Raw genomic sequence first — 25,396 nt, 5'->3', positions numbered from 1 at the left:
GGGGGTGACCCTCTGCGCATGCGAGACATGTGTGGGAAGCGCTCCACACGAAGGTGGTTCGGCGAAGTCTCCGTTCTCGGGCGTCGCCTCGCAGGTGGCGCAGGCGTTCCGCTGTCGGATCGCTGCCTCGTCCCCCCAGGGGGATGCCATCCGCGCGAGGGGGGAGGGGCGACCGGTACACGCGTCCGCGGCGGTCGCCGACGTGCCCGGCGCGGCACCCCCTCCTCGCGCCGCCGCGGTTCGACCATGCCCAAAACTCCTTGAAGGGGTGTGGTGGCGTGGCTGGAATTGGGGGCGGAAGCCAGCCACCTCACGGAGGGAGAGCCAGTGACCCATTCCGGCGCACGGGCGCCGTTCGCGCCGCTCGCGGTCAGGACGGTGGCCTCCTACCTTCCCCCGGTCTCGCTGAAAGTGGCAGAGCTGCCCATGCTCTCCGCACTGCCCCCCGAACAACGGGCGGCCTGTACGCAGTTGGGCATCGACACCGTCGGGGTGGACGAAGCCGACGCGACCACCCTGGCCGAACGGGCCGCGCGCCGGGCACTGGAGGACACCGGGGTCGCGGCCGCCGACCTGGGCGCGCTGCTGGTGGTCGAGCAGCGTGCGCCGGGGACGCTGCTCAGTTCCGAGGCCACCCGTCTCCAGGAGCTGCTGGGCGCCACCGGCGCGCTCACCTTCACCGTGGGCGGACTGGGCTGCGTCTCGGTGACCCCGGCCCTGCTCACCGCCCGGGGGCTGCTGGCCGCCGATCCGCAGATGGGACCGGTGCTGGTCGCCCACGGCAGCAAGCCCGTCTCCGAGCATCGCTACCGGCACCCGGTCACCGTCAACGGCGACGGCGGGCAGGCCCTGCTGCTGGGCCGCGAGGGGCGGATCCGGCTCCGCGACCAGGTGCAGGAGACCGACGGACGGTACTGGGACCTCTTCCACGTCGACCACCGGGACCGGCACCCGTCGCAGTGGCGCGAGGAGTGCACGGACCGGCGCACCTACTCCTTCCGGCTCGCCGTCGAGACCCGCAACAGACTCAGATCCCTGCTGGACCGGCTGCTGCGGCGCAACGGGCTCACCCGCGCGGACATACGCGGATTCGTGAGCCAGAACCTGTCCGTCGGCGGGCACACCTTCACCGAGGAATCCCTCGACCTCGCACTTCTCCCCTCCTGCCGGGAGAACCTGCGCACCCACGGTCACCTCGGCCCCAACGACGTCTTCCTCAACCTCTGGTCGGCCCTGGAGGACGGCCGGCTCTCCGACGGCGACCACGCCGTGCTGATCAACGTCAGTCCGGTGGCGGCCTGGAGCCTGCTACTGGTCCAGATAGGCCCCCAGGAGTCCACGGCGTGAACGAGATCACCGACCAGGTCACCGAGTTCCTCACCCAGGCCCTGCGGCGGCCTGTCGAGCCGGACGACGACTACTTCGCCCTCGGACTGGCGGACTCACTGTTCGCGCTCGAACTCGTCACCTTCGTCGAGGAGCGTTTCGCGGTCACCGTCGAGGTGGAGGACCTGGACCTCGACAGCTTCCGCACCGCGGCGCGGATCGCCCGGTTCGTACGGGCCAAGAAGGGCCACTTCGAGCTGGTGCCCGGCGATGACTCCTTCGCCTGAGACCGCGACGGCCCTGGAGAGGGAGGCCGAGGAGCTGGCCGGGCGCTGGGCGCTTCCGGCGGCGGAGTGGGACCGGTCCGAAGGGCTGCCGGCCGAGGTGGCGCGCGACCTGGCCCGGTCCGGGCTGCTCGCTCCGGACGTACCGGTGGAGTACGGCGGTGCCGGTGCGGACCCGCGTCAAGTGGGGGAGATCTGCGCCCGGTTGGGCGGCGTGTGCAGCTCGGTCCGGGGACTGGTCACCGTGCAGGGCATGGTCGCCGCGGGGCTTCGCCGCTGGGGCACCGCCCAGCAGCGGAAGAACTGGCTTCCCGCACTGGCCTCCGGGGAAGTGGTCGCCGGGTTCGCGGCCACGGAGCAGGAGGCGGGCAGCGCCCTGGCACACCTGGGCACCACGGTCGAGGAGGACGGCGACCACCTCGTGGTGAGTGGCCGCAAGAGGTGGGTGACCTGCGGGCAGTTCGCCGACGTCTTCCTGGTGCTGGGCCGGGCTCCGGGGGGCCTGGCAGCGGTGCTGGTGGAGGGCGACCTGCCGGGAGTGACCAGGGAGCCCGTCACCGGACAGCTCGGTATGCGGGCCGCGCGGATCGCGCACCTGGCCTTCGACGCGGTGCGCGTACCCCGCGACCACCTCGTCGCCCCGGTCGGTCTGGGGCTGTCCCACGTCGCCGCCACCGTCCTGGACCACGGGCGCCACACGGTCGCCTGGGGCTGCGTCGGAATGGCGGAGGCCGGTCTGCGGGACGCGGTCGCCCACGCCGGCACCCGCGTACAAGGGGGAACGCCCCTCGCCGACCACCAACTGGTGCGCTCCTGCCTGGCCCGCTCGGCGGTCGCCGCCGCCGGTGCGCGCGAGCTGTGCCTGCGGGCGGCGCGGGCCCGGACGGGCGAGCCGAGCCGTGCCGTGCACGAGACCATCCTCGCCAAGTACGCCGCCGCCGACGCGGCCGCGACGGTCACCCGCGACGCCGTGCAGATCCTCGGTTCCGCCGGGTGCGCCCCGGACAGCAGGGTCGGGAGACTGTTCCGCGACGCCAAGGTGATGGAGATCATCGAAGGAGCACAGCACGTGGCCGAGATGCACATCGCCGACCGGCTGCTGAGGGACCTCGGCGTCCCCGCGGCGCCCCGCACGAACGGAGCGAGGCCATGACGGCGGACACCCACGGGGCCACGGTCAAGTGCCTGGTGTGGGACCTGGACGACACCCTGTGGACCGGCACCCTGCTGGAGGGGGACGACCCCCGGCCCGCCGAGGCCACCCTGAGCACCTTGCGCACCCTCGACGAGCGGGGTGTGCTGCACGCGGTGGCGAGCCGGGGCGATCACGCCACCGCCACCGCCCACCTGGCGCGCCTCGGGCTGGCGGAGCTGTTCACGGCGGTGGAGATCGGCTGGGGCGCCAAGTCCGCCTCGGTGCACCGGATCAGCGAGGTGCTCGGCATCGGCATCGACAGCCTCGCCTTCGTCGACAACGACCCCGTGGAGCGCGCCGAGGTCGCCTCCGCCCACCCCCGCGTGCGCTGCTACGAACCGGAGCGGATCCCGGCCCTCCCCGAACTGCCGGAGTTCCGCCCCGGGCACCTCACGGAGGAGTCCCGCAGGCGTCGGGAGATGTACCGCGCGGAGAGCAGCCGCCGCCGGGCCCAGGAGACGTACGAGGGGGCGCCGGGGGACTTCCTCGCCTCCCTCGCTCTGGAACTGACCGTGCGGGAGGCCACCGAGGGGGACTTCGCCCGGGCGCACGAACTGACGGTCCGCACCCACCAGCTCAACACCACGGGCCGCACCTACGACCTGGCGGAGCTGCGGCAGCTCAGCCGCTCACCGGACCACCGGGTCATGGTGGCGCAGCTCCAGGACGTCTACGGCTCCTACGGCACCGTCGGCCTGGTGGTCACCGAACAGGTGGGAGACCGGACCGTGCTGCGCCTGCTGCTGCTCTCCTGCCGGGTGATGTCCCGGGGCATCGGCCCGGCCCTGATCGGCCATGTGGTGCGCGGGGCCCTGGACGAAGGACGGCGGCCCGAGGCCGAGTTCGTCCCCACGGCCGTGAACCGGGCGATGCTCGTCAACCTGCGCTTCGCGGGGTTCCGGCCGCAGGCGGGCTCCGGCCCGGCCGCGGAGGGTGAGCCCCTGGTGCTGGAGTTCCCGCCCGGCGCGGCTCCGCCCGCCGTTCCCGACCACGTACGGCTCGTCATCCCGTCTGGAGGCTCCGATGAGTAGCACCGACCGCCGCGGCGACCGTGCCGTCGCCGACGAGCGGGGCGGGCCGGCCCCGGCCGCACCGCCCCGGGTGCCGATCGGCGTGGTCGGCGCGGGCACCATGGGGGCCGGGGTCGCGCAGAGCTTCGCCGAGGCCGGCCACCCGGTCACGCTCCACGATCCGGACCCGGCGGCCCTGGCGGACGGCGAGCGCCGGCTGCGGGCCGGCATCCGGGCCGCCCGGCTGCTGCGCCGGCCCGCGCCCGAGGCTCCGCCCGCCGCGGTCCTCGGACGGGTGCGGTGGGTGACGGAAGCGGCCGAACTCGCCGACGTGGCCCTGGTGGTGGAGTGCGGGCCCGAACGGATGGCCGTCAAGGAGCAGATCCTGCGGACGCTCGACGCCACCTGCGCCCCGCACACCGTCATCGCCTCCTGCACCTCCGCCATCCCCGTGGAGATCCTCGCCGGTCACACCGGGCGCCACGACCGGGTCCTGGCCACCCACTTCATGAACCCCGCCCACCTCAAGGACGCGGTCGAGGTGGTACGCGGAGCCCGCACCTCCGAGGAGACCCTGAAGACCGTCCTCGGCCTGCTGGAAGGCATCGGCAAACGCGCCCATCTGGTGCGCGACGCCCCGGGCTTCGTCTCCAACCGGGTGCTGATGCCCATGATCAACGACGCCGCCGCGCGGGTGGAGGAGGGCACCGCCGACGCCGAGACCGTGGACCGCGTCTTCACCGACTGCTTCGGACACGCCATGGGGCCGCTGAGGACCGCCGACCTGATCGGTCTGGACACCGTGCTGGACTCCCTCGTCGTCCTGCGGGACACCACCGGCGACCCCCGCTTCGAGCCCACCGCCCTGTTGCGGGACCTCGTCGACCGGGGGCACCGCGGACGCAAGAGCGGCCGCGGCTTCCACTCCTACGAGACCCGGTGATCGCCATGACCGGCCACGACGTGGCGGACCAGCTGCGCGGCTCCCTGCGGCGCCACTTCGAGCGCACCGCGGTGGTGGTGGGCCGGGAGCAGCTCAGCTACCGGGAGCTGGATTTGGCCACCGACAGGCTGGCCGCACGGTTGCGGGAGCTCGGGGTGCGCCCGGGGCAGACCGTCCTGCTCCATCTGCGGCAGAGCGCGGACACCCTGGTCGGCATGGTGGCCGCGCTGCGGGCGGGCGCGGCCTGGTGCGTCACCGAGCCCGGCCATCCGGCGGAGCGCCTCGCCGCGCTGACCCGCGATCTGGAGTGCGGGGCGGTGGTCTGGGACCGGGCGGCGGACCCCGACGTACGGGAGGCGGTGGCGCGGCTGGCCGACGAGGCGCCCGCGCCGTTGGCCGTGCTCGACCTGGCGGAGCTCGGGCGGTCCGTCTCGCAGGGCGGGGCCACCGGATCCGGGCCCTGGACGGAGGTACCGCCGGGCGCCCCGGCGTACGCCATCACCACCTCCGGGTCCACCGGGGCGCCCAAGGCGGTCGTCGTGGGGCGGGACAACCTCTCCGCGATGGTGGCCGCCCGCGGTGACGAGCCGGGCGGGATCCGCTTCTCGGCCTGCCGGTTCGCCTGGGACGGCGCGCTGATGCTGACCTTCGGCGCGTTGTGCACGGGCGGCACCGCCGTGCTGCCGGACCACGCCGCCCTGCGCGACGCCCGGGCCTCCGCCGAACTGGTCCTTCTGCGGCAGGCCACGCAGATGGTCTGTCCGCCCTCGTACTACCGGCTGATGCTGCCCCACCTCGCGGGCGCCGGCGCCCATCTGCGGGAGGTCGTCGTCGCCGGCGAGGTGGTGCCCCCGGCGCTCGTCGCACAGCACCGCGCCGCACTTCCCACCACCCGGCTCCGCAACGAGTACGGCCCGACCGAGACCACCGTGTCGGTCCTCGGGCACACCCTGCGCGACGACTCCCCCCGGACGGTGCCCGTCGGCCGCGTCTCCGGGGCCACCTCGGTCCACGTGCTCGACGAGCGGCTGGAGCCCTGCCCTCCCGGCACCGTCGGCGAACTGTACGTGGGCGGACCGCAGGTCACCCGCGGATACGCCCGCAGGCCCGCACGGACCGCGGACAGCTTCGTCGCCGATCCCTTCTCCTCGCGGCCGGGCGCGCGCATGTACCGCACCGGGGACCTCGTCCTGATCGGGGAGGACGGCGAGATCGAGTTCCGCGGGCGGGCCGACGGCCAGATCAAGGTGCGCGGAATCCGCGTGGAGCGGCACGGTGTCCAGGCCGTCCTGGAGACCCACCCGGCGGTCCGTCAGGCGGGCGTGCTGGGGGTCCCGGGAGACGACGGCGCCCTGCGGCTGGTCGCGTTCTGGACCCCGGCCGAGGACGCGGTGGCACTGCCCGGACCACGGGAACTGATCGCCCACTGCCGCACGAGCCTCGTCGCCGACGCCGTACCGGAGGAGTACATCACCCTCGGCTCGATGCCGCTGGCCCCCTCCGGCAAGGCCGACGAGGCCGCGCTGCTCGCCCTTCTCACGCCGCGCAGCGGCGGTGGTTCGGCCTCGGGCCCGGGCGGGGACGAGCGGGAAGCCCTGTCCCGCGAGGTCGCGAAGATGTGGGCCCGGGTCCTGCGGCACGAGGACTTCGGGCCCGAGGACAGCTTCTTCGACGCGGGCGGCAACTCCCGCAGCGTGGTGGAACTGCACCTGTGCCTCGAGACGCGCTGGCCCGGCGCGCTGCGCGTGGGCCAGCTCTTCGACCTGGACCGCGTACCGGAGCAGGCGGACGCGCTCCTCGCGGCGGGCGCCCGCCCGACATCTCAGTGAGACGGCCCGACACCGAAGCAGAGCGGACCCCACCTCCGGTGGGCGAGACAGCGAGGGACACAGTGCCGAACAACGGCGGCTCGACAGCACGACGGACGCGGCAGGACGGCGACGCAACCGGCCGGGACGCCACCCACGTCCCCGACGACGCGATCGCCGTGGTGGGACTGGCCGTGCGTTTTCCCGACGCCGACGACCTGGAGGAGTTCCGCGCCAACCTGCGCGCGGGCCGCGACAGCGTCGGCCCCCTGCCCGAGGGCCGCGCCGAGGCGACGGGACTCGACCCGGAGGCGGCCTACCTGCCCATGGGCCACCTGCGGGACATCCACACCTTCGACCACGGCCTGTTCCGGCTCTCCCGCCGGGAAGCCGCCGTGATGGACCCGCAGCAGCGCCTCGCCCTGCTGCTGGCCCACCAGGCGGTGGAGGACGCCGGATACTCCGCCCGCCACCTCGGCGCGAACGACACCGCCGTCGTCCTCACCTCCTCCCCGTCGTCCTACCGTGCCGCCGCCGCGGACCCGGGCACGCTCGCCGCCCTGGGCAACATGGCCTTCGGGACACCGGCCCGGGTCGCGCACGTGCTGGGGCTGACCGGCCCCTGCTACACGGTCGACGCGGGCTGCAACAGCTCCCTGCTCGCGGTCCACCACGCCTGCCGCGAGATCGCCTCGGGCGATGCCCGGTACGCGCTCGCCGGTGGGGTGAGCCTGCGTCCCGGCGGCCTTCCGGCCGAGGAGGCCGACGCGATGCCGGAGCTGGTGTCCGACAGCGGGCGGTGCCGGGCCTACGATGCGGACGCCGACGGCGCCGTCCCCGGAGAGGGCGGGGCCGTGCTGCTGCTCACCACGGTTGCCCGGGCCCGGGCCGACGGCGCCCCGGTCCACGCGGTGCTGCGCGGCAGCGCGGTCCTGCACAACGGTGGCGCCGTGGCCACGATCAGCTCGCCCAGCGCCGTCGTGCAGAGCAGGACCATCCGCAAGGCGTGGGCCGCGGCGGGGGTGGACCCCGCCCACGCGGGCTACCTGGAGGGGCACGGATCGGGCACCCCGCTCGGCGACGCCGTCGAACTGGAGGGCCTGGCCGCGGTGTTCGGCACCCGGGACACCCCCGTGCCGATCGGCTCGGTCAAGGCCAACATCGGCCACCTGGACCACGCGGCGGGCGTCGCCGGACTGGTCAGGGCCATCCTCGGCGTGAAGCACGGCGAGCTGTACCCCTCGGTCCACTTCCGCCGGGCGACCGGCGGCGTCGACCCCGCCGATTTCGGGGTGGAGGTCGTCGGCGCCCACCGCCCCTGGGGCGACGCCCCTCGCCTGGCCGGTGTCAGCTCGTTCAGCCTCGGCGGCGTCAACGCACACTGCGTCGTACAGCGGCCGCCTGCCGAGGACGGCGCGGAGGAGCCCGACGACCCGGCGCCGCACCTGGTGGGCGTCTCCGCCCGCACCCCCGAGGCGCTGGCGGCGCTGTGCGCCCGCCTCTCCACCGTGCTGCGCGCGGGACGTCTGCCGCTGGCCGATGTCGCGTTCACCCTCAACCAGGGGCGCGACCACTACGCGCACCGCGTCGCCGTACGGGCCCGGGACACCGAGGAGCTCGCGGTACGCCTGGCCGCCGAGGCGACCTGGCTCGCCCAGGACGGGACCCGTGACGCCCCCGGGCGGCCGCCCCGCGTCGTCCTGCTGCCCGACGCCGAGGGCAGGGCCGCCACCGGAACGGCCGCCGAACTCCGCCGCTGCGGGGTGAGCCTGGCGGCCGTGCTGGGCGCCGACGGCGGTACGCCGCCCGAGCGGACCGCCGCCGAGGTCGCGAAGCTGCGCTCCCGGGGCCGCCCGGTGCTGTGCGTGGCGCCCGACCCGGCCGCCGGGCAGGCGGACGCCCTGGTGGAGCCCGGCTCCGAAGAGCGGGGCACCGTCGAGGTGATCCCTCTGGACGCGCGCCACGGAGTGCCGGGCGTCCTCGGCGCCCTGTACCGCCTCGGCGTCGACCTGGACTGGCAGGCGGTCGCCCCGGCCGACGCCACCCGCCCGCCGCGACGCCACCGGCTGCCGGGCCACCCCGTCCTCGGCATCCCCTGCTGGGCGACGCCCGCCGCCGCACCGGCCCGGGCGCTCACCGCCGCCCCGCCCGCCGCGACGGCGCCGGACGTCCCGGAGACTTCCACCGCCACGCCTGCCGACCGACCGGCGTCCGGGACCGGACCGCTCCCGGCCGGTGCAGCGCCCCCGCCCGTCGAACGGTTGACGGCGGAGCCCGAGGACACCACCGCGTGGCTGTGCCGCACCCTGGAGGAACTCCTCGGCGCGGGCACGCCCGTCACCCCCGAGGCCGACTACTTCTCCCTGGGCGGCAACTCGATCATCGCCATGCAGCTCGCCCAGCGCGTGGACGAGCGGTTCGGCCACCGCCTCAAGCTCATCGACACCTACGACCACCCCCGCGTCGCCGATCTCGCCCGCTTCGTCGACGCGCTCTCCCGCGGCCGCCGGACGGCCGTCCCCCCGGTGACCCCCACCGACGAGCGGGTCCTGTCCTTCGGGCAGGAGCGCATGTGGTTCCACCACCAGCTCGACCCCGACACGACCCTCTACAACCTCCCGATGGTCAGCCGGATCAGCGGAGACCTGGACGTCGACGCGGTGCGGGGCATGTGGGAGGGGCTGGCGCGGCGGCACGAGGCGCTCCGCTCCAACCTCGTCGACGACGACGGCGTACCCACCCTGCGCGTCCGGCCCGAACTGGGCCCGGAGTTCTTCCGCTTCTCGGACGTCAGCGACCGCCCCGACCCGCAGGCCGCCGCCCGTGAACTGGTGCGCCGTGCCGCGGACCACCGCTTCGACGTGGAGAACGACCCCCTCGTACGGCTGCAGGTCATCCGCACCGGTCCGCGGGAACACGTGGTCCACGTGACCATGCACCACGCCGTCAACGACGGCGGTTCGCCCAAGATCTTCGAGCGGGAACTGCCCGAGCTGTACGCCGCGCACCGGGAGAACCGCGAACCCCGCCTCGACCCGCTGCCGGTCCAGTACCGCGACTGGGCCCACTGGCAGCGGCAGCTCCTGGACTCCGCCGCCCTCGACGGCGAACTGGAGTACTGGAAGCAGCGGCTGGCGGGGATCGAGCCGCTGCGGCTGCCCACCGACCACCCCCGGCCCGCCCGCAAGAGCTACACCGGCAGGCTGCGCACCTTCACCGTGCCGGCGGACCTGGTGCGGCGCCTGCGCCGGATCGCCGCGCAGGAGTCCGCGACCCTCTTCACGGTGCTGCTCTCCTGCCTCTACCTGCTGCTCGCCCGCCACACCGACCAGCGCGACCTGGTCATCGGCAGCCCCACCACCGGGCGCACCCGCCCCGAGGTCCAAGGCCTCATCGGCTTCTTCAACAGCACCGTCGCCCTCCGCGCCGACCTGGGGTCCGCCGTCTCGTTCGGGGACTTCGTCAAGCAGGTGCGCAGCGTCGTCCTGGAGGCGCTGGAACACCAGGAGGTGCCCTTCGACCGGGTGGTCAACGCGCTGGTGGGCGAACGCGACCTGGGCAGGGAACCGCTGTTCGACGTCTTCTACGTGCACCAGGAACTCCCGCCCGTGCAGCACGTGGGCGATGCCCGCACCGACTTCTTCGACACCCGCCACACCCAGGAGAACCTCTTCAGCGGGATGCCCCCCGGCACCGCCAAGTTCGACCTGACCCTCGTCACCGAGGACCGCGAGGGCCAGGACGAGATGACGGCCTGCCTGGAGTACAGCGACGACCTGTTCACCGAGCGGACCGCCGCCACGCTCACCGCCGACTATCTGGACGTGCTGCGCGCCGTCGCCGCCGAGGGCAGCCGGGAGACCCCGCTGACCGCCCTGCTGGCCCCGGGCGACCCGCACCCGCACACGACCGTTCCCGGCCGCCACGACGAGCGGGCGGGGGCGGCGCCCGGGGCGCCCGCCACCGTGCACCGGGCGATCGAGGACCGGGCCGCCGCCACTCCCGACCTCGTCGCGGTGCGCGCGGGCGAGGAACGGCTCACCTACCGGGAGCTGGACCTGCGCGCCGAGCGGCTGGCGCGGACCCTGCGGGCGCGGGGCGTGGGTGCGGAGGACCGGGTCGCGCTGTGGCTGGACCGGGGCGTGGAGCTGGCCGTCGCGGTGCTCGGGGTGCTCAAGTCCGGCGCCTGCTACGTGGCGGTGGAGCCCTCCCTCCCGCCGGAGCGGGCCCGTTTCCTCCTCACCGACAGCCGCCCGGCACACGTGGTGACCACCATCGCGTCGGCGGCCCGGCTGCCCTCGGGAGCCCCCGACGTGGTGCTGGTGGACGCCCCGTCCGCCCCCGGGGAGGGCGCCGGGACCGAGCGGGCGACGTCGCCGGGGGCCCGCCCGGCGGCCGGCGGCAACGCCGCGTACGTCTGCTACACCTCCGGCTCCACCGGACGGCCGAAGGGCGTCGTGGTCACCCACCGCAACGTCCTCGGCTTCATCGCGTGGATGCGACGCGAGCTGGGCGGCGACGCCTCGTCACGCGTGCTCGGCGCCGCCTCGGCGAGCTTCGACGTCTCGGTCGTGGAACTGCTGGCCACCCTGGTGGCCGGCGGCACCGTCGACCTGGTGCGCAACCTGCTGGCCCTCACCGAACGGAAGGACTGGTCCGGCTCCCTCATCGTCGCCATTCCGTCCGTCTACGGCCGGGTGCGGCAGGCGGAGTGGGTCGACGAGCGGGCCGACCACTACGTGCTGTGCGGGGAACGGGTCCCCGTCGACCTGGTGCGGGACATCCACCGCCGCCACCCCGGGGCCACCGTCTGGAACGCCTACGGCCCCACCGAGTGCACCGTCTACGCCACGGCCTGGCGCTGCGACCCCGACGCGCAGGACGACCCTCCGATCGGCACACCGGTGGACGGCCACCGCTGCCACGTGCTGGACCGCGAGATGCGTCCGGTGGCCCCCGGCACGGTCGGTGAGCTGTACGTGGCCGGTGACGGCGTGGCCCGGGGCTACGCCGGCCGTCCCGGGCACACCGCCGAGCGTTTCGTGGCCGACCCCTTCGCCGCCGACGGCACCCGCATGTACCGGACCGGGGACCTGGTGGTCCAGGACCGGGACGGGGTGCTGACCTACCGGGGCCGTGCCGACGACCAGGTGAAGGTCCGGGGCCACCGGGTGGAGCCCGGGGAGCTGGAGGCACGCCTGTGCGCCCTGCCCCGGGTGGCCTCGGCCGCCGTGGTCGCCGTGCCCGCGACCGACGGCGCCGACGTGGGGGACCACACTCTCGCCGCCTTCCTCCAGCCCGACCCCGGTGCGCGGCTGGACCCCGACACCGTACGAACCGCCCTGGCCCGCGAGGTCCCGGCGGCACTGGTCCCCACCACCTTCGAGGTGCTGGACAGCCTTCCCCTCACCCCCAACGGGAAGGCCGACCGGAAGGCGCTGCGCCGGCGGGTGGCTGCCGCGCCGCAGCGGCGGCCCGTGATGCGGGCAGGCCGGCCGGATGCGGTCGACGTGCTGCGCGAGGTGTTCGCCGAGGTGCTGAACCGCACCGACGTCGGCGCCGACGACAGCTTCTTCGCGCTGGGCGGCGACAGCATCCGCTCCATCCGGCTGGTACGCAAGGCGCGTCGGCGGGGCCTGGCGCTGTCCACGGAGGACGTGTTCGTCAGCCCCACCCCCGCCGGGCTGGCCGCGGGTCTCACCGGCGGCCCCCGGGGCGACGCCACCGGCCCGTCCGCGCCGCCCACGTCCGAAGCGGGGGAGCCCTCGCCGCGGGAAGCGGTGGCCGTCGCGCCCCGGCCCCGCCCGTCCGAGGCCACCGGGACCGGACCTGTGCCCCTGACCGAGGAAGGACGTCGCTGGCTCGCCACGGCCTACCCCGGCCACCGGGACGTGCTGCCGCTGTCCCCCCTCCAGGAGGGGCTGCTGTTCCCGCGCGGGTCCGAGCGGGACGGTGAGGACGCCTTCGTCATGCGTCTGGCCCTGGACCTGACCGGCGACCTCGACGTACCGGCACTCCGGCGCGCGATCCGCGAGCTGGGCCGCCGCCACCCCAACCTGTGCGCCGCCTTCGTCCGGCCGCCCTCCGGGCCCGCCGTACAGGTGCTGAGCGGCCGCGAGCTGGCCCTGGACGAGCTGGACCTCTCCACGTCCAGCCCCGAGGCCCGGCGCGAGCGCGGCGAGCGGCTGACCGCCGCGGAGCGGGCCACCCGCCTGGACCCGGCCGACCCCCCGCTGCTGCGGTTCACCCTGGTGCGGCTCGGGTCGAAGCGCTTCCAGCTCCGTGTCGTCAGCCACCACCTGCTGCTCGACGGCTGGTCCAACCAACTGCTGCTGCCCGTGCTGTTCGCGCTGTACAACGGGGACGCGCTGCCCGAACCCACCCCCTACCGCGACTACCTGGCCTGGCTCGGCGGGCTCGACCGGGAGCGGGCCCTGACCGCCTGGCGCGAGCACCTGACCGGCGTCGAACCCACCCTGCTGGCCCCTTCCGGCAGCGGCGCCGCCGCCACCTGGCCGAACCGGCTCATCCACCGGCTGGATCCCGCGGAGACCGACCGACTCGCGGCCACCGCCGCCCGTCTGGGCGTCACCGTCAACACCGTCGTCCAGTGCTGCTGGGCGCTGCTGCTCGCCGAGCGGACCGGCCGCGGCGACGTGGTGTTCGGGGCGATCACCTCGGGGCGGTCCCCGGACCTTCCGGGGGTGGAGTCCGTCGTCGGCTTCCTCATCAACACCTTCCCGGTACGGGTGCGGCTGCGGCCCGAGGAGACGGTGGCCGCGCTGCTGAGCCGCGTCCAGGCCGAGCAGGCCCGCCTGATGCCGCACGGCCACCTCGGACTGTCCCGCCTGCTCGACGCCGTCGGCCTGGACGAACTCTTCGACACGGCCGTGGTCTACGAGAACTTCCCGGCGGCGGACCCGGAGGCGGCGCGGGCCCTGCCGGGCGTGCGCGTCGACGGGGCCACCACCGAGTCCGCCGGACACCACCCGCTCTCCCTGATGGTGCTGCCCCGCGACGGGGGCACCGACGTCAACCTCCTGCACCGCACCGAGGCGTTCACCCCCGACGAGGTCCGGACGCTGATGGACCGCCTGCTGACGATCCTGCGTACGGTCGTCGCCGCCCCCGACACCCCGGTGACCGACCTGGGGGCGGCCGCCGAGGCCGCCACCGGCACCGCGTCGGGCAGGGACCGGCCGGCCGCCCTGATCGGCGCGCAGGACATGCACCCGGCGTTCGACACCGTGCTGCCCCTGCGGGGAGAGGGCGGACGGACCCCGATGTTCTGCGTCCACCCGGCCGGCGGCGTGGGCTGGATGTACGCGGCGCTGACCCAGCACCTCGGCCCCGAGCAGCCCCTCTACGCCTTGCAGGACCGAGGGCTGAACGGGGCGGACCTGCTCGCCGGGAGCGTGGAGGAGATGGCCGCCGACTACGTGGCCGAGATCCGCCGGATCCGGCCGCACGGCCCGTACCAACTGCTCGGCTGGTCCTTCGGCGGGCTGGTCGCCCACGCGATGGCCACCGAACTCCAGTGCCTGGGTGAGCGGGTGGAGCGCCTGGTCCTGCTGGATTCCTACGTCGTCGCCGACCTGCCCGACCTGCCCGCCGTGTCCGACAGGGCGGGGGAGCGGATGATGTACGGGGCCCTGCTGGACTTCGCGGGCATCCGGCCCGACGGCGTGCGCGACGAGGAGCTGACCGACGAGCGGTTCCTGAAGATCGTCCGGGACGAGGACAGCCTGCTGTCCGACATCTCCGAGCGCCATCTGATCGCCATGGGCGGGGCGTACGACAACAACCTCCGCCTGGCGCGCTCCTTCCACCCCGGCCGGTACGCGGGGGACGTCTCCCTCGTACGGGCCCGTCCCGACCAGGGGCCCGAGGCGATCGCCTTCGATCCCTCGACGTGGCGCCCCTACGTCCAGGGGCGGATCGACGTGCACGCCAGCGACTTCGGTCACGGTGACCTGGCCTGCCCCGAGTCGCTGGCCCGTATCGCCCGCATCCTGGACCCGGAAGCGGCCCCCCGAGCGAAGGACGACGACCATGGCTGACCGGGGTACGCCGCTGACGGCCGCGCAGGCCGGCATCTGGTACGGCGAAGCCCTCGACCGGTCGGGGCTGCGCTACGTGGTCGCACAGTACGTGCACCTGAACGGCCCGCTCCGCCAGGACCTGTTCGTCCGGGCGGTGCGCGCGGTCGTCGCGGGCAGCGAGACCCTGCGGGTGCGCTTCGGCGACGACGGCGGCGAACCGGCGCAGTTCCTGGAGCCGGTGGACGACTGGACGGTACGCCGACTGGACCTGCGCGGGGCCGATCAACCGCACGCGGAGGCGCTGCGGCTGATCGAGGAGACGTGCACGCGCCCCTACGACCTCTCCCGGGCGCCGCTCTTCGACCACCATCTGCTGCGGGTGGCGGAACACGAGTACCTGTGGTGCCTGCGGATGCACCACCTCATCTGCGACGGCACGGCCGCCGCCAACTTCGTCCGGCGGGTCGCCGCCACCTACACCGAACTGGTGGCCGCCCCCGCCATCACGCCGGACCCGGGCGACATCGAGGTGTTCGACACGCTGGCCGGCATGGTGCGGCGGGACGCCGACCACCGGGCCTCCGCTCGCTTCGAACGGGACGCCGCCTGGTGGGCGGAGCAGTTGGACGGGGTGGACGAGGCGCCGCAGTTGGCCACGGGCCCGGCCTTCGCCGGGGCCACCGGCCATGTCCGCCACTCCCGGTGGCTGCCGGCCGACCGCTGGCGGGACGTGGGGGCGGCGGCCGACCGCCACGGGGTGCGCTGGCCCGCACTGTTCGCGGCCGCCACGGCCCTGGCGGTGCACGCCGACACCGGGGAGCGGGAGGTCGTGCTCGGGCTGAGCGTTCCCGGACGTACCGGCCGGGCCGCCCGCGAGGCACTCGGCACCGCCGCCGGCGTCGTGCCGCTCCGCCTCGCCGTGGACCCCGCCGCGCCCCTGTCGGAACTGGTCTCCGCCGTCTCCGCCGCCACACTCGGCGCCCTGCGCCACCAGGGCCACCGCTTCGAGGACATGCTGCGCGACCAGGGCGCGGTACGAGGCGGGCGACAGCTCGTGGGACCGGTCCTGAACGCCATGACGCTGCCCCGGGACCTGGACTTCGCCGGTACCCCGGCGACCGTCCACATGGTCACCCAGGGCCGCGGCGACCATCTGGCGCTCGGTGTCTACGACAACGGCGCCCCCGAGGTGCGGGTCGACATCGACGTACCGGAGGCCCGCTGCTCCGGCACGGCCGCCCGGGCCCAACTGGACCGCCTCGTCGACCTGGTGCTGGCCCTCGGCGACGCGGACCCCGCCACTTTGCAGGGACGGGTGGGCGCCGGGGAGCCGGCGGCCGGGCCCGCACCGGTCGCCGCCGGGACGGAGACCGGCACGCTCACCGACTGGTTCGCCGCCACGGCCGCCAAGGTCCCGGGCGCCGTCGCCGTGGTGTCCGGGAGTGACCGGCTCACGTACGCCGGACTCGACGAGCGGGCCGAGGAGCTGGCGCGCCACCTCACCGCACGAGGGGTCGGCCCCGGGGACCGGGTGGCGGTCTCCCTGCCCCGGTCCACCGGACTGGTCGTCGCCCTGCTCGCGGTCCTGAAGGCGGGAGCCGCCTATGTGCCGCTGGACCCCGGCTATCCGGTCGAGCGGCTGCGGGGCATCTTCGCCGACGTCGACCCCGCGCTCACCCTCACCCACCCGGGCGCCGCCGTGACCGGGATGCTGGAGGAGCACCGGGCCCCCCACCTGACCCTGGACCCGCGCCACGGTGTGCCCACCGGGCCGCCGACCGCCCTCCCCCCGGCGGCCCCGCGCCGCCCGACACCCGGCTGCCCCGCCTATCTGATCCACACCTCCGGCTCCACCGGGACGCCCAAGGGCGTGGTGGTCACCCACCGCAACGTCACCCGGCTGCTGTCCACCACGGCACACCACTTCGCCTTCGGCCCCGACGACGTCTGGACCCTCTTCCACTCCTACGCCTTCGACTTCTCGGTGTGGGAGTTGTGGGGCGCCCTGCTGCACGGCGGGCGGCTGGTCGTCGTCCCGGAGGACATCGCCCGCTCGCCCGAGGACTTCCTGGACCTGCTGGTGGAGGAGCGGGTCACCGTTCTCAACCAGACCCCCTCGGCCTTCGCCCAACTCGCCGCGGCCGACGCGGACCACCCCGCCACGGGCGACCGGCTGGCCCTTCGCCACGTCATCTTCGGCGGCGAGGCACTCGAACCCTGGCGGCTGTCCACCTGGTACGCGCGGCACCCCGACCACACACCCCGCCTGGTCAACATGTACGGGATCACCGAGACCACCGTGCACGTCACCCACCACCGGGTCGGCCACGCCGCCGACCCCGCCGCGGACGGGAGCGGGGGCGTCATCGGCGAGGCCCTTCCGGACCTCCGGGTGCGGCTGCTGGACGCCGCGCTGCGCCCCGTCCCCGACGGTGTACCGGGGGAGATGTACGTCTCCGGCCCCGGCGTGGCCGACGGCTACTGGCGTCGCCCCGCCCTCACCGCCGGACGGTTCGTCGCCGACCCCGACGGAGCCCCGGGCAGCCGCGCGTACCGCAGCGGCGATCTGGCCCGGCGCCGGCCCGACGGCACGCTGGAGTACCTGGGACGGGCCGACCGGCAGGTGAAGGTGCGCGGCCACCGGGTGGAGCCCGGAGAGGTCGAGGCCGCGCTCGTCCGGCTGCCGGGGGTACGAGCCGCCGCCGTCCTGCTGACCGAGTACGGGCCGGGCGACCGGCGCCTCGTCGCCCACCTGGTGGCCGACCCGCAGAGCGCGGCCCGCGCTCCCGAACGGGCCGCCGCGGTCCTGCCCGCCCACCTGCTGCCGTCCGTCTGGGTCACCCTCGACTCCCTGCCCCTGACGCCCAACGGCAAGCTGGACCGGCGCGCGCTGCGGGAGGCGGGCTCCGAGCACCCGGGACACGTCCGCGCGCCCCGGAACGCCACCGAGACCACGCTGCGGGACCTCTTCGCCGAGGTGCTCCGCCTCGGCCCGGACCGGGTCGGCGTGGACCGGGACTTCTTCGCCCTCGGCGGCGACTCCCTGCTCGCCAACCGGCTGGCCACCCGGGTCCGTGCCGTACTGTCCCGGGACCTCGGGGTGCGGGACGTCTTCGAGTACCCGTCGGTGGCCGAACTGGCGGCACGGCTCGGCGAGGTGGGCGGCGAAGGAGCGGCACGGCCGGGACCCCTGCCCCGGCCCGCGAGGGTGCCGGTCTCCTACGCCCAGCGCGGGCTGTGGTTCCTGCACCGCCTGGAACGGCACAGCCCCGCCTACCACGTCCCCCTCCTGGCCCGTCTGGAGGGGCCGCTGGACGTCGACGCGCTCCGCGCGGCCGCCCGGGACGTACAACACCGGCACGAGATCCTGCGGACGACCTTCCCCCACGACGGCGACGAACCGCACCAGTGCGTCCAGGCCGCGACCGGGGACGACGCGGCCGGTTTGCTGACCGTCGTCCCGGTGACCGAGGACACGCGCGAGGACACGTACGAGGAGGAACTGCGCAGGCCCTTCGACCTGGCGACCTCCCCGCCCTGGCGGCTGACGCTGCTGCGCCGTTCCCCGTCCGACCACACCCTGCTGGTCGTCCTCCACCACATCGCCGCCGACCAGCACGCGCTGGGCCCCCTGACCCGCGACCTCGCCACCGCCTACGAGAGCCGCCTGCGCGGCCGGGAACCGCAGTGGGCGCCGCTGCCCCTCCAGTACGCCGACTTCACCCTCTGGCAGCGCGCCCGGCTCGGCGACCCCGGCGACCCGGACAGCCTCCTGGCCCGCGAGCTCGACCACTGGCGGCAGACCCTGCAAGGCGCGCCCGTCGAGATCCCGCTCCCGGCCGACCGCCCCGGCCTGCCGGAAGCGGACCGGCCCGGCGACGCCGTCGGCTTCCACTGGGCGCCGCGACTGGGCCGGCGCCTCAAGGAGCTGGCCGCCGCGCGGGGCGCCACGACCTTCATGGCGCTGCACGCCGCCCTCGCGTGCGCGCTCAGCCGGTGGGGCGCGGGCACGGACGTCGTGGTGGGCACCGTCGGCGCGGGACGGGAGGACCCAGCGCTGGACCCGCTGGTGGGCTACTTCGCCCAGGCCCTGCCACTGCGCCTGGACCTGTCCGGCCGACCGGGGTTCGCCGCCGCGGTGGACCGGGCCCGTGCCGCGGACCTGACCGCCTTCGCCCACGCCCGGGCCCCCTTCGACCGGATCGTGGAAGCAGTGGGCCCGCCCCGGGAGCCCGGGCGGCACCCGCTGTTCCAGGTCATGCTGAACCACCAGTCCGGGCACCGGCCCGTACTGGCGCTCGCCGGTACCGAGGCCACCGAGCTGCCGCCGCGCCGCTCCCGGGCCAAGTTCCCGCTCCTCTGGGACGTCATGGAGGAGACCGACGGTACGCTGCGCGGCTGCCTGGAGTACGCCACCGACCGGTTCGACCGCCACACCGCCGAGGCACTGCTGGACTCCCTGCGCCTCTTCCTGGAGGCCGCCCTCGACGGGCCCGAGGCGCCCTTCACCGACCTGCCCTGCCCCTGCCCCGGGGACGGGGGGACCTACCGACGGACCCCGCCTCCCGCCGACCGTCCGCAACCCGCGCCCCGGGAGGAGACCCCGGCGGCGGCACAGTCGGCGGCCGAGGAACTCCTCCGCTCCCTGACGGCCGCCCTGCTCGACCTGCCCTCCGTCGCCCCGGACGCCAACTTCTTCGGCCTCGGCGGGGACAGCATCCTCGCGGTCCAACTGGCCGCCCGCGCGCAGGGCGCGGGGGTGCTGATCGGCCCCAAGGACGTCTTCGCCCACCAGACGCCCCGCGCTCTGGCCCAGGTCGTCCAGGGCCGGGTACGCCCCCTCACCGCCCCGTCCGCGCCCTCCCACGACCCCGGACCGCTGGAGCCCACCCCGGTGGTGGACTGGCTGGCCTCGCTCGGCGGCGGCGCCGAGGGCTTCGCCCAGTCCGTGGTGTGCCCGCTGCCCGACACGGTCACCACCGCCACCCTGCGCGACGCCCTCCAGCAGGTCGTCGACCACCACGACGCCCTGCGGCTGCGGCGCACCGCCGTGCGGGACGGGCAGTGGGCCCTGGAGGTGCGCCCACCCGGCACCGTCCACGCCGGTGAGATGCTGCGCCGCGTCGACCTCGCCCGGGAGGGGGCCGACCGCCAGGAGGACCTGGACGCACTGATCGAGCACGAGCGCCGCAGCGCCCGTCGGCACCTCGACCCCGACCGGGGAGACGTGGTGCGCGCGGTGTGGTTCCAGGGCGCGGGCACCAACCTCCTGCTGCTGGTGATCCACCACCTCGCCGTCGACGGGGTCTCCTGGCGCGTCCTCCTGCCCGACCTGGAACGGGCCCACCAGCACGCGCTGCGGGACGAGCGGGCCCCGCTCCCCCCGGTACGGACTGCGCTGCGCGCCTGGACCCGGGCCCTGCGCGAGGCCGCCGCGTCCGAACCGGTACGTGCCGACGAGACCTGGTGGCGGCAGCGGCTCGACCGGCCCCACGCCCGCCTGGGCACACGGGCCCTGGACCCCGCGCGCGACACCGTGGACCGGGCCGGGCGGCTCAGCACCACCTGGGACGAGACGTGGGTGGAGGGCCTGCTGACGGCCGTACCGGCGGGCTTCGGTGCCCGCGTCCCCGAGGTGCTGCTCGCTGCCCTGTCCCTCGCGCTGCGCCGCTGGCGGGGCAACCCGGACGGCGCCCCGGTCCTCGTCGACATCGAAGGACACGGGCGTCGCACCGCGCTGGAGGGGCTGGCCGACCTCGACCTGTCCCGCACCGTCGGCTGGTTCACCACCCTCCACCCCGTGCTGCTGGACCCGCCGCTGAGCGGGGGAGCCGAGGGCGACGAGCTGTCCCGGGCGGTCAAACACGTCAAGGAGAGCCTGCGCGAGGTGCCCCACGACGGGCTCACCCACGGGCTGCTGCGTCAGGCCGGCCGACTGCCGACGGCCCGGGCCCCGCTGGCCTTCAACTACCTCGGCCGTTTCGACACCGAGGAACCCGCCCCCTTCAGCGCCCTGCCCGGTTCGCTGCGCGGCGAGGCCGACCCCCGCCAGCCCCTGGGCCACACCCTGACGCTCGACGTCTTCGCCGAGCGGGGCCCCGACGGGCCACGGCTGCGCGCCGAGTGGACCTGGCCGTCCGAGGTGCTGACCGCCGACGAGGTGCGGGAACTGACCGACCTGTGGCACACCGCGCTGGGACGGCTGGTCCACCACCACCCCGGCACCGGCCCTGTCCGGTCCACCCCCTCCGACTTCCCCCTGGTCCGGGTCGACCAGGGCCGGATCGAGGAGTGGGAACGGCGGTACGGGCCGCTCTGCGACCTGCTGCCGGCCGCACCGCTCCAGCAGGGGCTGCTCTTCCACGCCCTGTACGGCGCCGACGCACCGCGGGCGGACGAGCCGCGGGCCGACGCACCGCGGGCGGACGAGCCGCGGCAGGACCCCTACCTCGTCCAGCTCGGCCTGGAGCTCACCGGCGACGTGCGGCCGGAGCGGCTTCGCGCGGCCGCCCGGTCACTGCTCCGCCGCCACCCCCACCTGTCCGGCTGCTTCCCCGCGGACGCGGGGGACCGGCCGCTGTACCTGATACCGGCGGCCGAAGGCCCGCTGCCCTGGCGCACCGCGGACCTCACCGTCGTGCCCGGTGACGGACTCGCCGACCGGATTCGCCAGGAGGAGCAGCGGGAACGCGAGCCGTTCGACCCCGGACACCCGCCGCTGCTCCGGTTCGCCCTGCTGCGTACCGGAGAACGGCGTTGGCGGCTGGTCTTCACCCACCACCACCTGCTGCTGGACGGCTGGTCCGTGCCGCTCGTCCTCGGCGAACTGCTGGACGCCGCCACGGTCTCCGCGGCCGGGCGGCACACCCCCGCCTACCGGGAGTACGCCCGGTGGCTGGCCACCCGCGACCGGGCCGCCGCCGCCGAGGCGTGGCGCGCGGAGCTGGCGGGCATCGAACCCACCAGGGTGGCCGACCGCGCTCCGGGCACCCCCGCCGCCCTGAGCCACCGGTTCGAACTGCCCGAGCGGCTCGGCCACGCGCTCACCGCTCGCGCCGCCCACTGGGGCGTGACCGTCAACGCCCTCGTCGAGTCCGCCTGGGGCATCCTGCTGAACCACCTGACAGGCGAGGAGGATGTCGTCTTCGGCGTCACCGTCGCCCAACGCCCCCCGGAGGTGGCCGGGGTGGAGCGGCTCGTCGGGCTGCTGCTGAACACCGTGCCCACCCGCGTCACCGTCCGGCCCGGACAGTCGGCCGGGCAACTGGCCCGGCGTGTCCACGCGCGCCGGGCCGACCTGCTGGACCACCAGCATCTCGGCCTCACCGCCATCGAGGAGGCCGTGGGCACCACCGGCCTGTTCGACACGTCGGTGGTCTTCGAGAACTATCCCCTGGACGAGGACGCCTGGACCCGCCTGCCCGACGGCGTTCAGGTGACCGGGACCGAGGTGCGGGACGGCACCCACTACCCGCTCAGCCTCGTGGTCCTGCCCCGGGCCGGCCGGGTGGAGTGCCGGCTGTACAGCAGGCCGGGAGCGCTGGACGACCGCGCCACACCCACCGAACTGGCGGACCTCTTCGTCGCCGCCTGCCACGCCCTCGTGGAGGACGAGCGACAGCCCCTGGCACACGTCCGGCTCCTCCCGGCCCACCGGCGGGCCGGCCTGCTCGCCGCCGGTCAGGGGCCGTTGTCACCGGTGGCGGACGACGACCTCCAGCTGGCCCGGGTCTTCGAGGACCGGGCCGCCGCACATCCCACCCGCATTGCGCTGTGCCACGGCACGCGGAGCCTCACCTACGGTCAACTCAACGAACGGGCGAACCAGTTGGCCCACCACCTCGCCGAGCGGGTCCCTCCCGGCACCCCGGTCGCCGTCGCCCTGGACCGCTCACCCGACGTCGCCGTCTGCTTCCTGGCCCTGGCGAAACTGGGCGCCCTCTGCGTCCCCCTCCACTCCGGATTCCCGCCCGAGAGGGTCCGGGCCATCCGCGAACTGACCGGCGCCCGGCTGCTGTTGGACTCCCTGCCGGACGAGGAGTCCCTCGCGGCCCAGCCCTCCGCCGACCTGGGACGCACCCTGCCCGGGAACCTCGCGGCCTGTGTGATGTTCACCTCCGGTTCGTCCGGCGAGCCCAAGGGCGTACGGCTGACCCACCGCAACATCCTCAGCCGTGCCCTCGACCCGGCATGGCGGGGCGATGACCAGCAGTGCGTCCTCCAGCACTCCCCGCACTCGTGGGACGCCGTCGTCTACGAGCTGTGGATGCCCCTGCTCACCGGCCGACGGGTACGGGTGGCCCCGCCCGGCGAGATGGACGGCGCGGCCCTGCGCCGGGCCGTGCGGGAGGGCGGCGTGACCGCGGCCTTCCTGACCGCCGGACTGTTGGACGTCCTCGCCGAGCAGGACCCCGGAGCACTCGAAGGACTGCGGCGGCTGGTCACGGGCGGCGACGTCGTCTCACCCGCCTCGGTGGAACGGGTGCGCCGGCACCACCCGGAGCTGGAGGTCAGCCACCTCTACGGGCCGGTGGAGAACACCACCTTCTCCCTCGGCCACGAGGTCCCCCTCGACGGCTCCGGCGCCGCACCCCTGCCGGTCGGCACCCCGGTGCCCGGCTGCCGGGTCACCGTCCTGGACACGGCCCTGCGACCGGTGCCGCCCGGAGTGCCGGGAGAGATCCACCTGGCCGGCGACGGCCTGGCCGAGGGGTACCACGGCGCCCCGGCCGCCACCTGCCTGCGCTTCGTCGCCGACCCGTACGGCCCCGACGGATCCCGCACCTACCGCACGGGAGACCTGGGCCGCTGGGACCGGGAGGGGCGCCTGCACTTCCTGGGCCGCGCCGACCGGCAGGTCAAGGTGAACGGCTTCCGCATCGAACCGGGCGAGGTCGAGGCCGCGCTGCGCGCCGAACCCGGGGTCGGCGCCGCCTGGGTGATCGCCCGCGGCGAGGGCGCCGCCGAACGCTCCCTGGTCGCCTATGTGATGGGCGCGGACGGCGCCGTGGACCCCACGTCGCTCCGGACCCGCCTGGCCGCGCGGCTGCCCCGCCACATGGTGCCCGCCGTGGTGGTACCGGTGGCCGAGCCGCCCCTGAGCGCCAACGGGAAGGTCGACCGGGACGCGCTGCCCGCGCCGGAGCGTCCGGCCGCCGCCGACGCCCGCACACCCCGCGCCGAGGTGGTGGCCGCCGCCTTCGCGGCCACCCTCGGCCTGCCGTCGGTCTCCGTCGACGAGGACTTCTTCGCCCTCGGCGGCAACTCGCTCACCGCCATCCGGCTGGCCGGCCGCATCCGCGCGGCCCTGGGCCTCCCCGTCTCGGTACGGGACCTGTTCGAGGCACCCACCGTCGCCGAACTCGACAGGCGGCTGCCCGACGGCGCCACCCCGGCCCGGCACCCCGAGGACGGGACGGCTCCCGAACGCCCGGAACACGTCCCCCTCTCCCCGGCCCAGCTACGCCTGTGGACCGCCAACTACCTGGGGGAGCAACGTCCCACCTATCTCACCTCCCTCGCCCTGGAACTGCGCGGCCCTCTTCGGCGGACGGCGCTGGAGGAGGCGCTGGGCGACGTGGTGGCCCGGCACGAGGTGCTCCGGACGGTACTGCCCTACGGTCCGCAGGGCCCCGAACAGCGGGTGCTGCCCCGCGAGGACGCGACGCCCGCCCTCCGCCACCTCGACGTCACCCCCGGCGAGGAGCGGTCCGTCGTCGAGGCCGAACTGTCCCGCGGCTTCGACCTGCTGACCGAGACGCCGCTGCGTGCCCTGCTGCTGAGCACCGGCCCGGAACGCCATCTGCTGCTGCTCGTGGTGCACCACGTGGCCGTCGACGGCCACTCCCTGGGCGTCCTGCGCGACGACTTGCGGCACGCCTACGCCGCCCGTCTGGACGGCGCGGCCCCCCGGTGGGCGGCCCCCGCCCCGCAGTACGCCGACCACACGCTCCGGCTGGCCCGGCGCCGGGGGGACGAGAGCGACCCCGACAGCCCCGCCGCCCGCCAGGCACGCTACTGGTCGGCCGAACTGAAGGGCGTACCCGACCAGTTGATCCTGCCCGGCGCGCCCCCTCGGACAGGACGCTCCGACGGCCGCGCCGGCCGCGTCCCCCTCTCCTGGGGGCCAGGTGAGCACCGCCTCCTGGAGGAGGCCGCCACCCGCTACGCCGCGAGCCCCTACATGGTGCTGCACTCCGCCCTGGTCGCCGCCCTCAGCGAGCTCGGCGCCGGGGAGGACGTACCCGTGGTGGTCGCCCTGAGCGGGCGGGACGACGACGGGGTGGACGGCCTGGTGGGATGCGTCACCAACCCCGTGGTGCTCCGTGTCCCCACCGACGGGACCCCCGACGGCGAGGAGCTGACCGGCAGGGTCCGCCGACGCCTGCTGTCCGCCCACGCCCACCAGGACCACCCCTACGAACAGGTGGTGGAGGGTCTGGCGCGGGACCGCGCCCACCAGGGACGGGGCCTGTTCACCGTGGCCTTCTCCTACCTGCGCGTCGACCCCCCGGACCGCTGCGACGGCCGGTGGGCGGGCGGCCTCCGGGTGGACCACCGCGTCCTCCCGGTCACCCACACCGACCAGGACCTGCTGCTGCAACTACGCGACACGCGCGACGCCGACGGCGGCCCAGCCGGCCTGGACGGCGAACTGATCCACTCACTCGACTACTGCGCCCCGGACACCGCCACCGGACTCGCCCGGCTCTTCGGCGAGAAACTGACGACACTCCTGACCGATCCGGGGGCGCCGCTGATCAGCGGGTGAACTGCGGCCCCGCGGCC

The 25,396-nt window shown here is 75.1% G+C and carries 8 protein-coding genes; all 8 read left to right on the top strand.

Features of this window, described 5'->3' with window-relative positions; genetic code table 11:
* Nucleotides 1-411 precede the first annotated feature (411 nt).
* From AMK22_RS00830 to AMK22_RS00775, 8 genes are read left to right on the top strand one after another with little or no spacing between them, the layout of a single operon-like run.
* Nucleotides 412-1,347, top strand: coding sequence for a 3-oxoacyl-ACP synthase (locus AMK22_RS00830; protein ID WP_079185873.1), 936 nt, complete (start codon nucleotides 412-414; stop codon nucleotides 1,345-1,347).
* Nucleotides 1,344-1,613: an acyl carrier protein gene (locus AMK22_RS00825; RefSeq protein ID WP_073781235.1), complete on the top strand. Its 270-nt coding sequence runs from the start codon at nucleotides 1,344-1,346 to the stop codon at nucleotides 1,611-1,613. The genes AMK22_RS00830 and AMK22_RS00825 overlap by 4 nt, the downstream gene beginning before the upstream one ends.
* On the top strand, nucleotides 1,597-2,763 hold the full coding sequence (locus AMK22_RS00820; RefSeq protein ID WP_073781234.1) for an acyl-CoA dehydrogenase family protein: 1,167 nt from the start codon (nucleotides 1,597-1,599) through the stop codon (nucleotides 2,761-2,763). Before AMK22_RS00825 ends, AMK22_RS00820 begins: the two co-directional genes overlap by 17 nt.
* Nucleotides 2,760-3,836, top strand: coding sequence for an HAD-IIIC family phosphatase (locus AMK22_RS00815; protein ID WP_073781233.1), 1,077 nt, complete (start codon nucleotides 2,760-2,762; stop codon nucleotides 3,834-3,836). The genes AMK22_RS00820 and AMK22_RS00815 overlap by 4 nt, the downstream gene beginning before the upstream one ends.
* Nucleotides 3,829-4,758: a 3-hydroxyacyl-CoA dehydrogenase family protein gene (locus tag AMK22_RS00810; protein WP_079185842.1), complete on the top strand. Its 930-nt coding sequence runs from the start codon at nucleotides 3,829-3,831 to the stop codon at nucleotides 4,756-4,758. Before AMK22_RS00815 ends, AMK22_RS00810 begins: the two co-directional genes overlap by 8 nt.
* A 5-nt stretch (nucleotides 4,759-4,763) precedes the next feature.
* Nucleotides 4,764-6,587, top strand: coding sequence for a non-ribosomal peptide synthetase (locus AMK22_RS00805; RefSeq protein ID WP_242433779.1), 1,824 nt, complete (start codon nucleotides 4,764-4,766; stop codon nucleotides 6,585-6,587).
* A gap of 38 nt (nucleotides 6,588-6,625) precedes the next feature.
* Nucleotides 6,626-14,626, top strand: coding sequence for a non-ribosomal peptide synthetase (locus AMK22_RS00780; RefSeq protein ID WP_242433778.1), 8,001 nt, complete (start codon nucleotides 6,626-6,628; stop codon nucleotides 14,624-14,626).
* A complete protein-coding gene (locus AMK22_RS00775) occupies nucleotides 14,619-25,379 on the top strand; it encodes a non-ribosomal peptide synthetase (protein ID WP_079185840.1) in 10,761 nt (3,586 codons plus the stop codon). The genes AMK22_RS00780 and AMK22_RS00775 overlap by 8 nt, the downstream gene beginning before the upstream one ends.
* Nucleotides 25,380-25,396: the final 17 nt, after the last annotated feature.

Source organism: Streptomyces sp. CB01580, assembly GCF_001905795.1.
Classification (GTDB): domain Bacteria; phylum Actinomycetota; class Actinomycetes; order Streptomycetales; family Streptomycetaceae; genus Streptomyces.
This window is presented reverse-complemented; position numbering and strand designations above follow the sequence as displayed.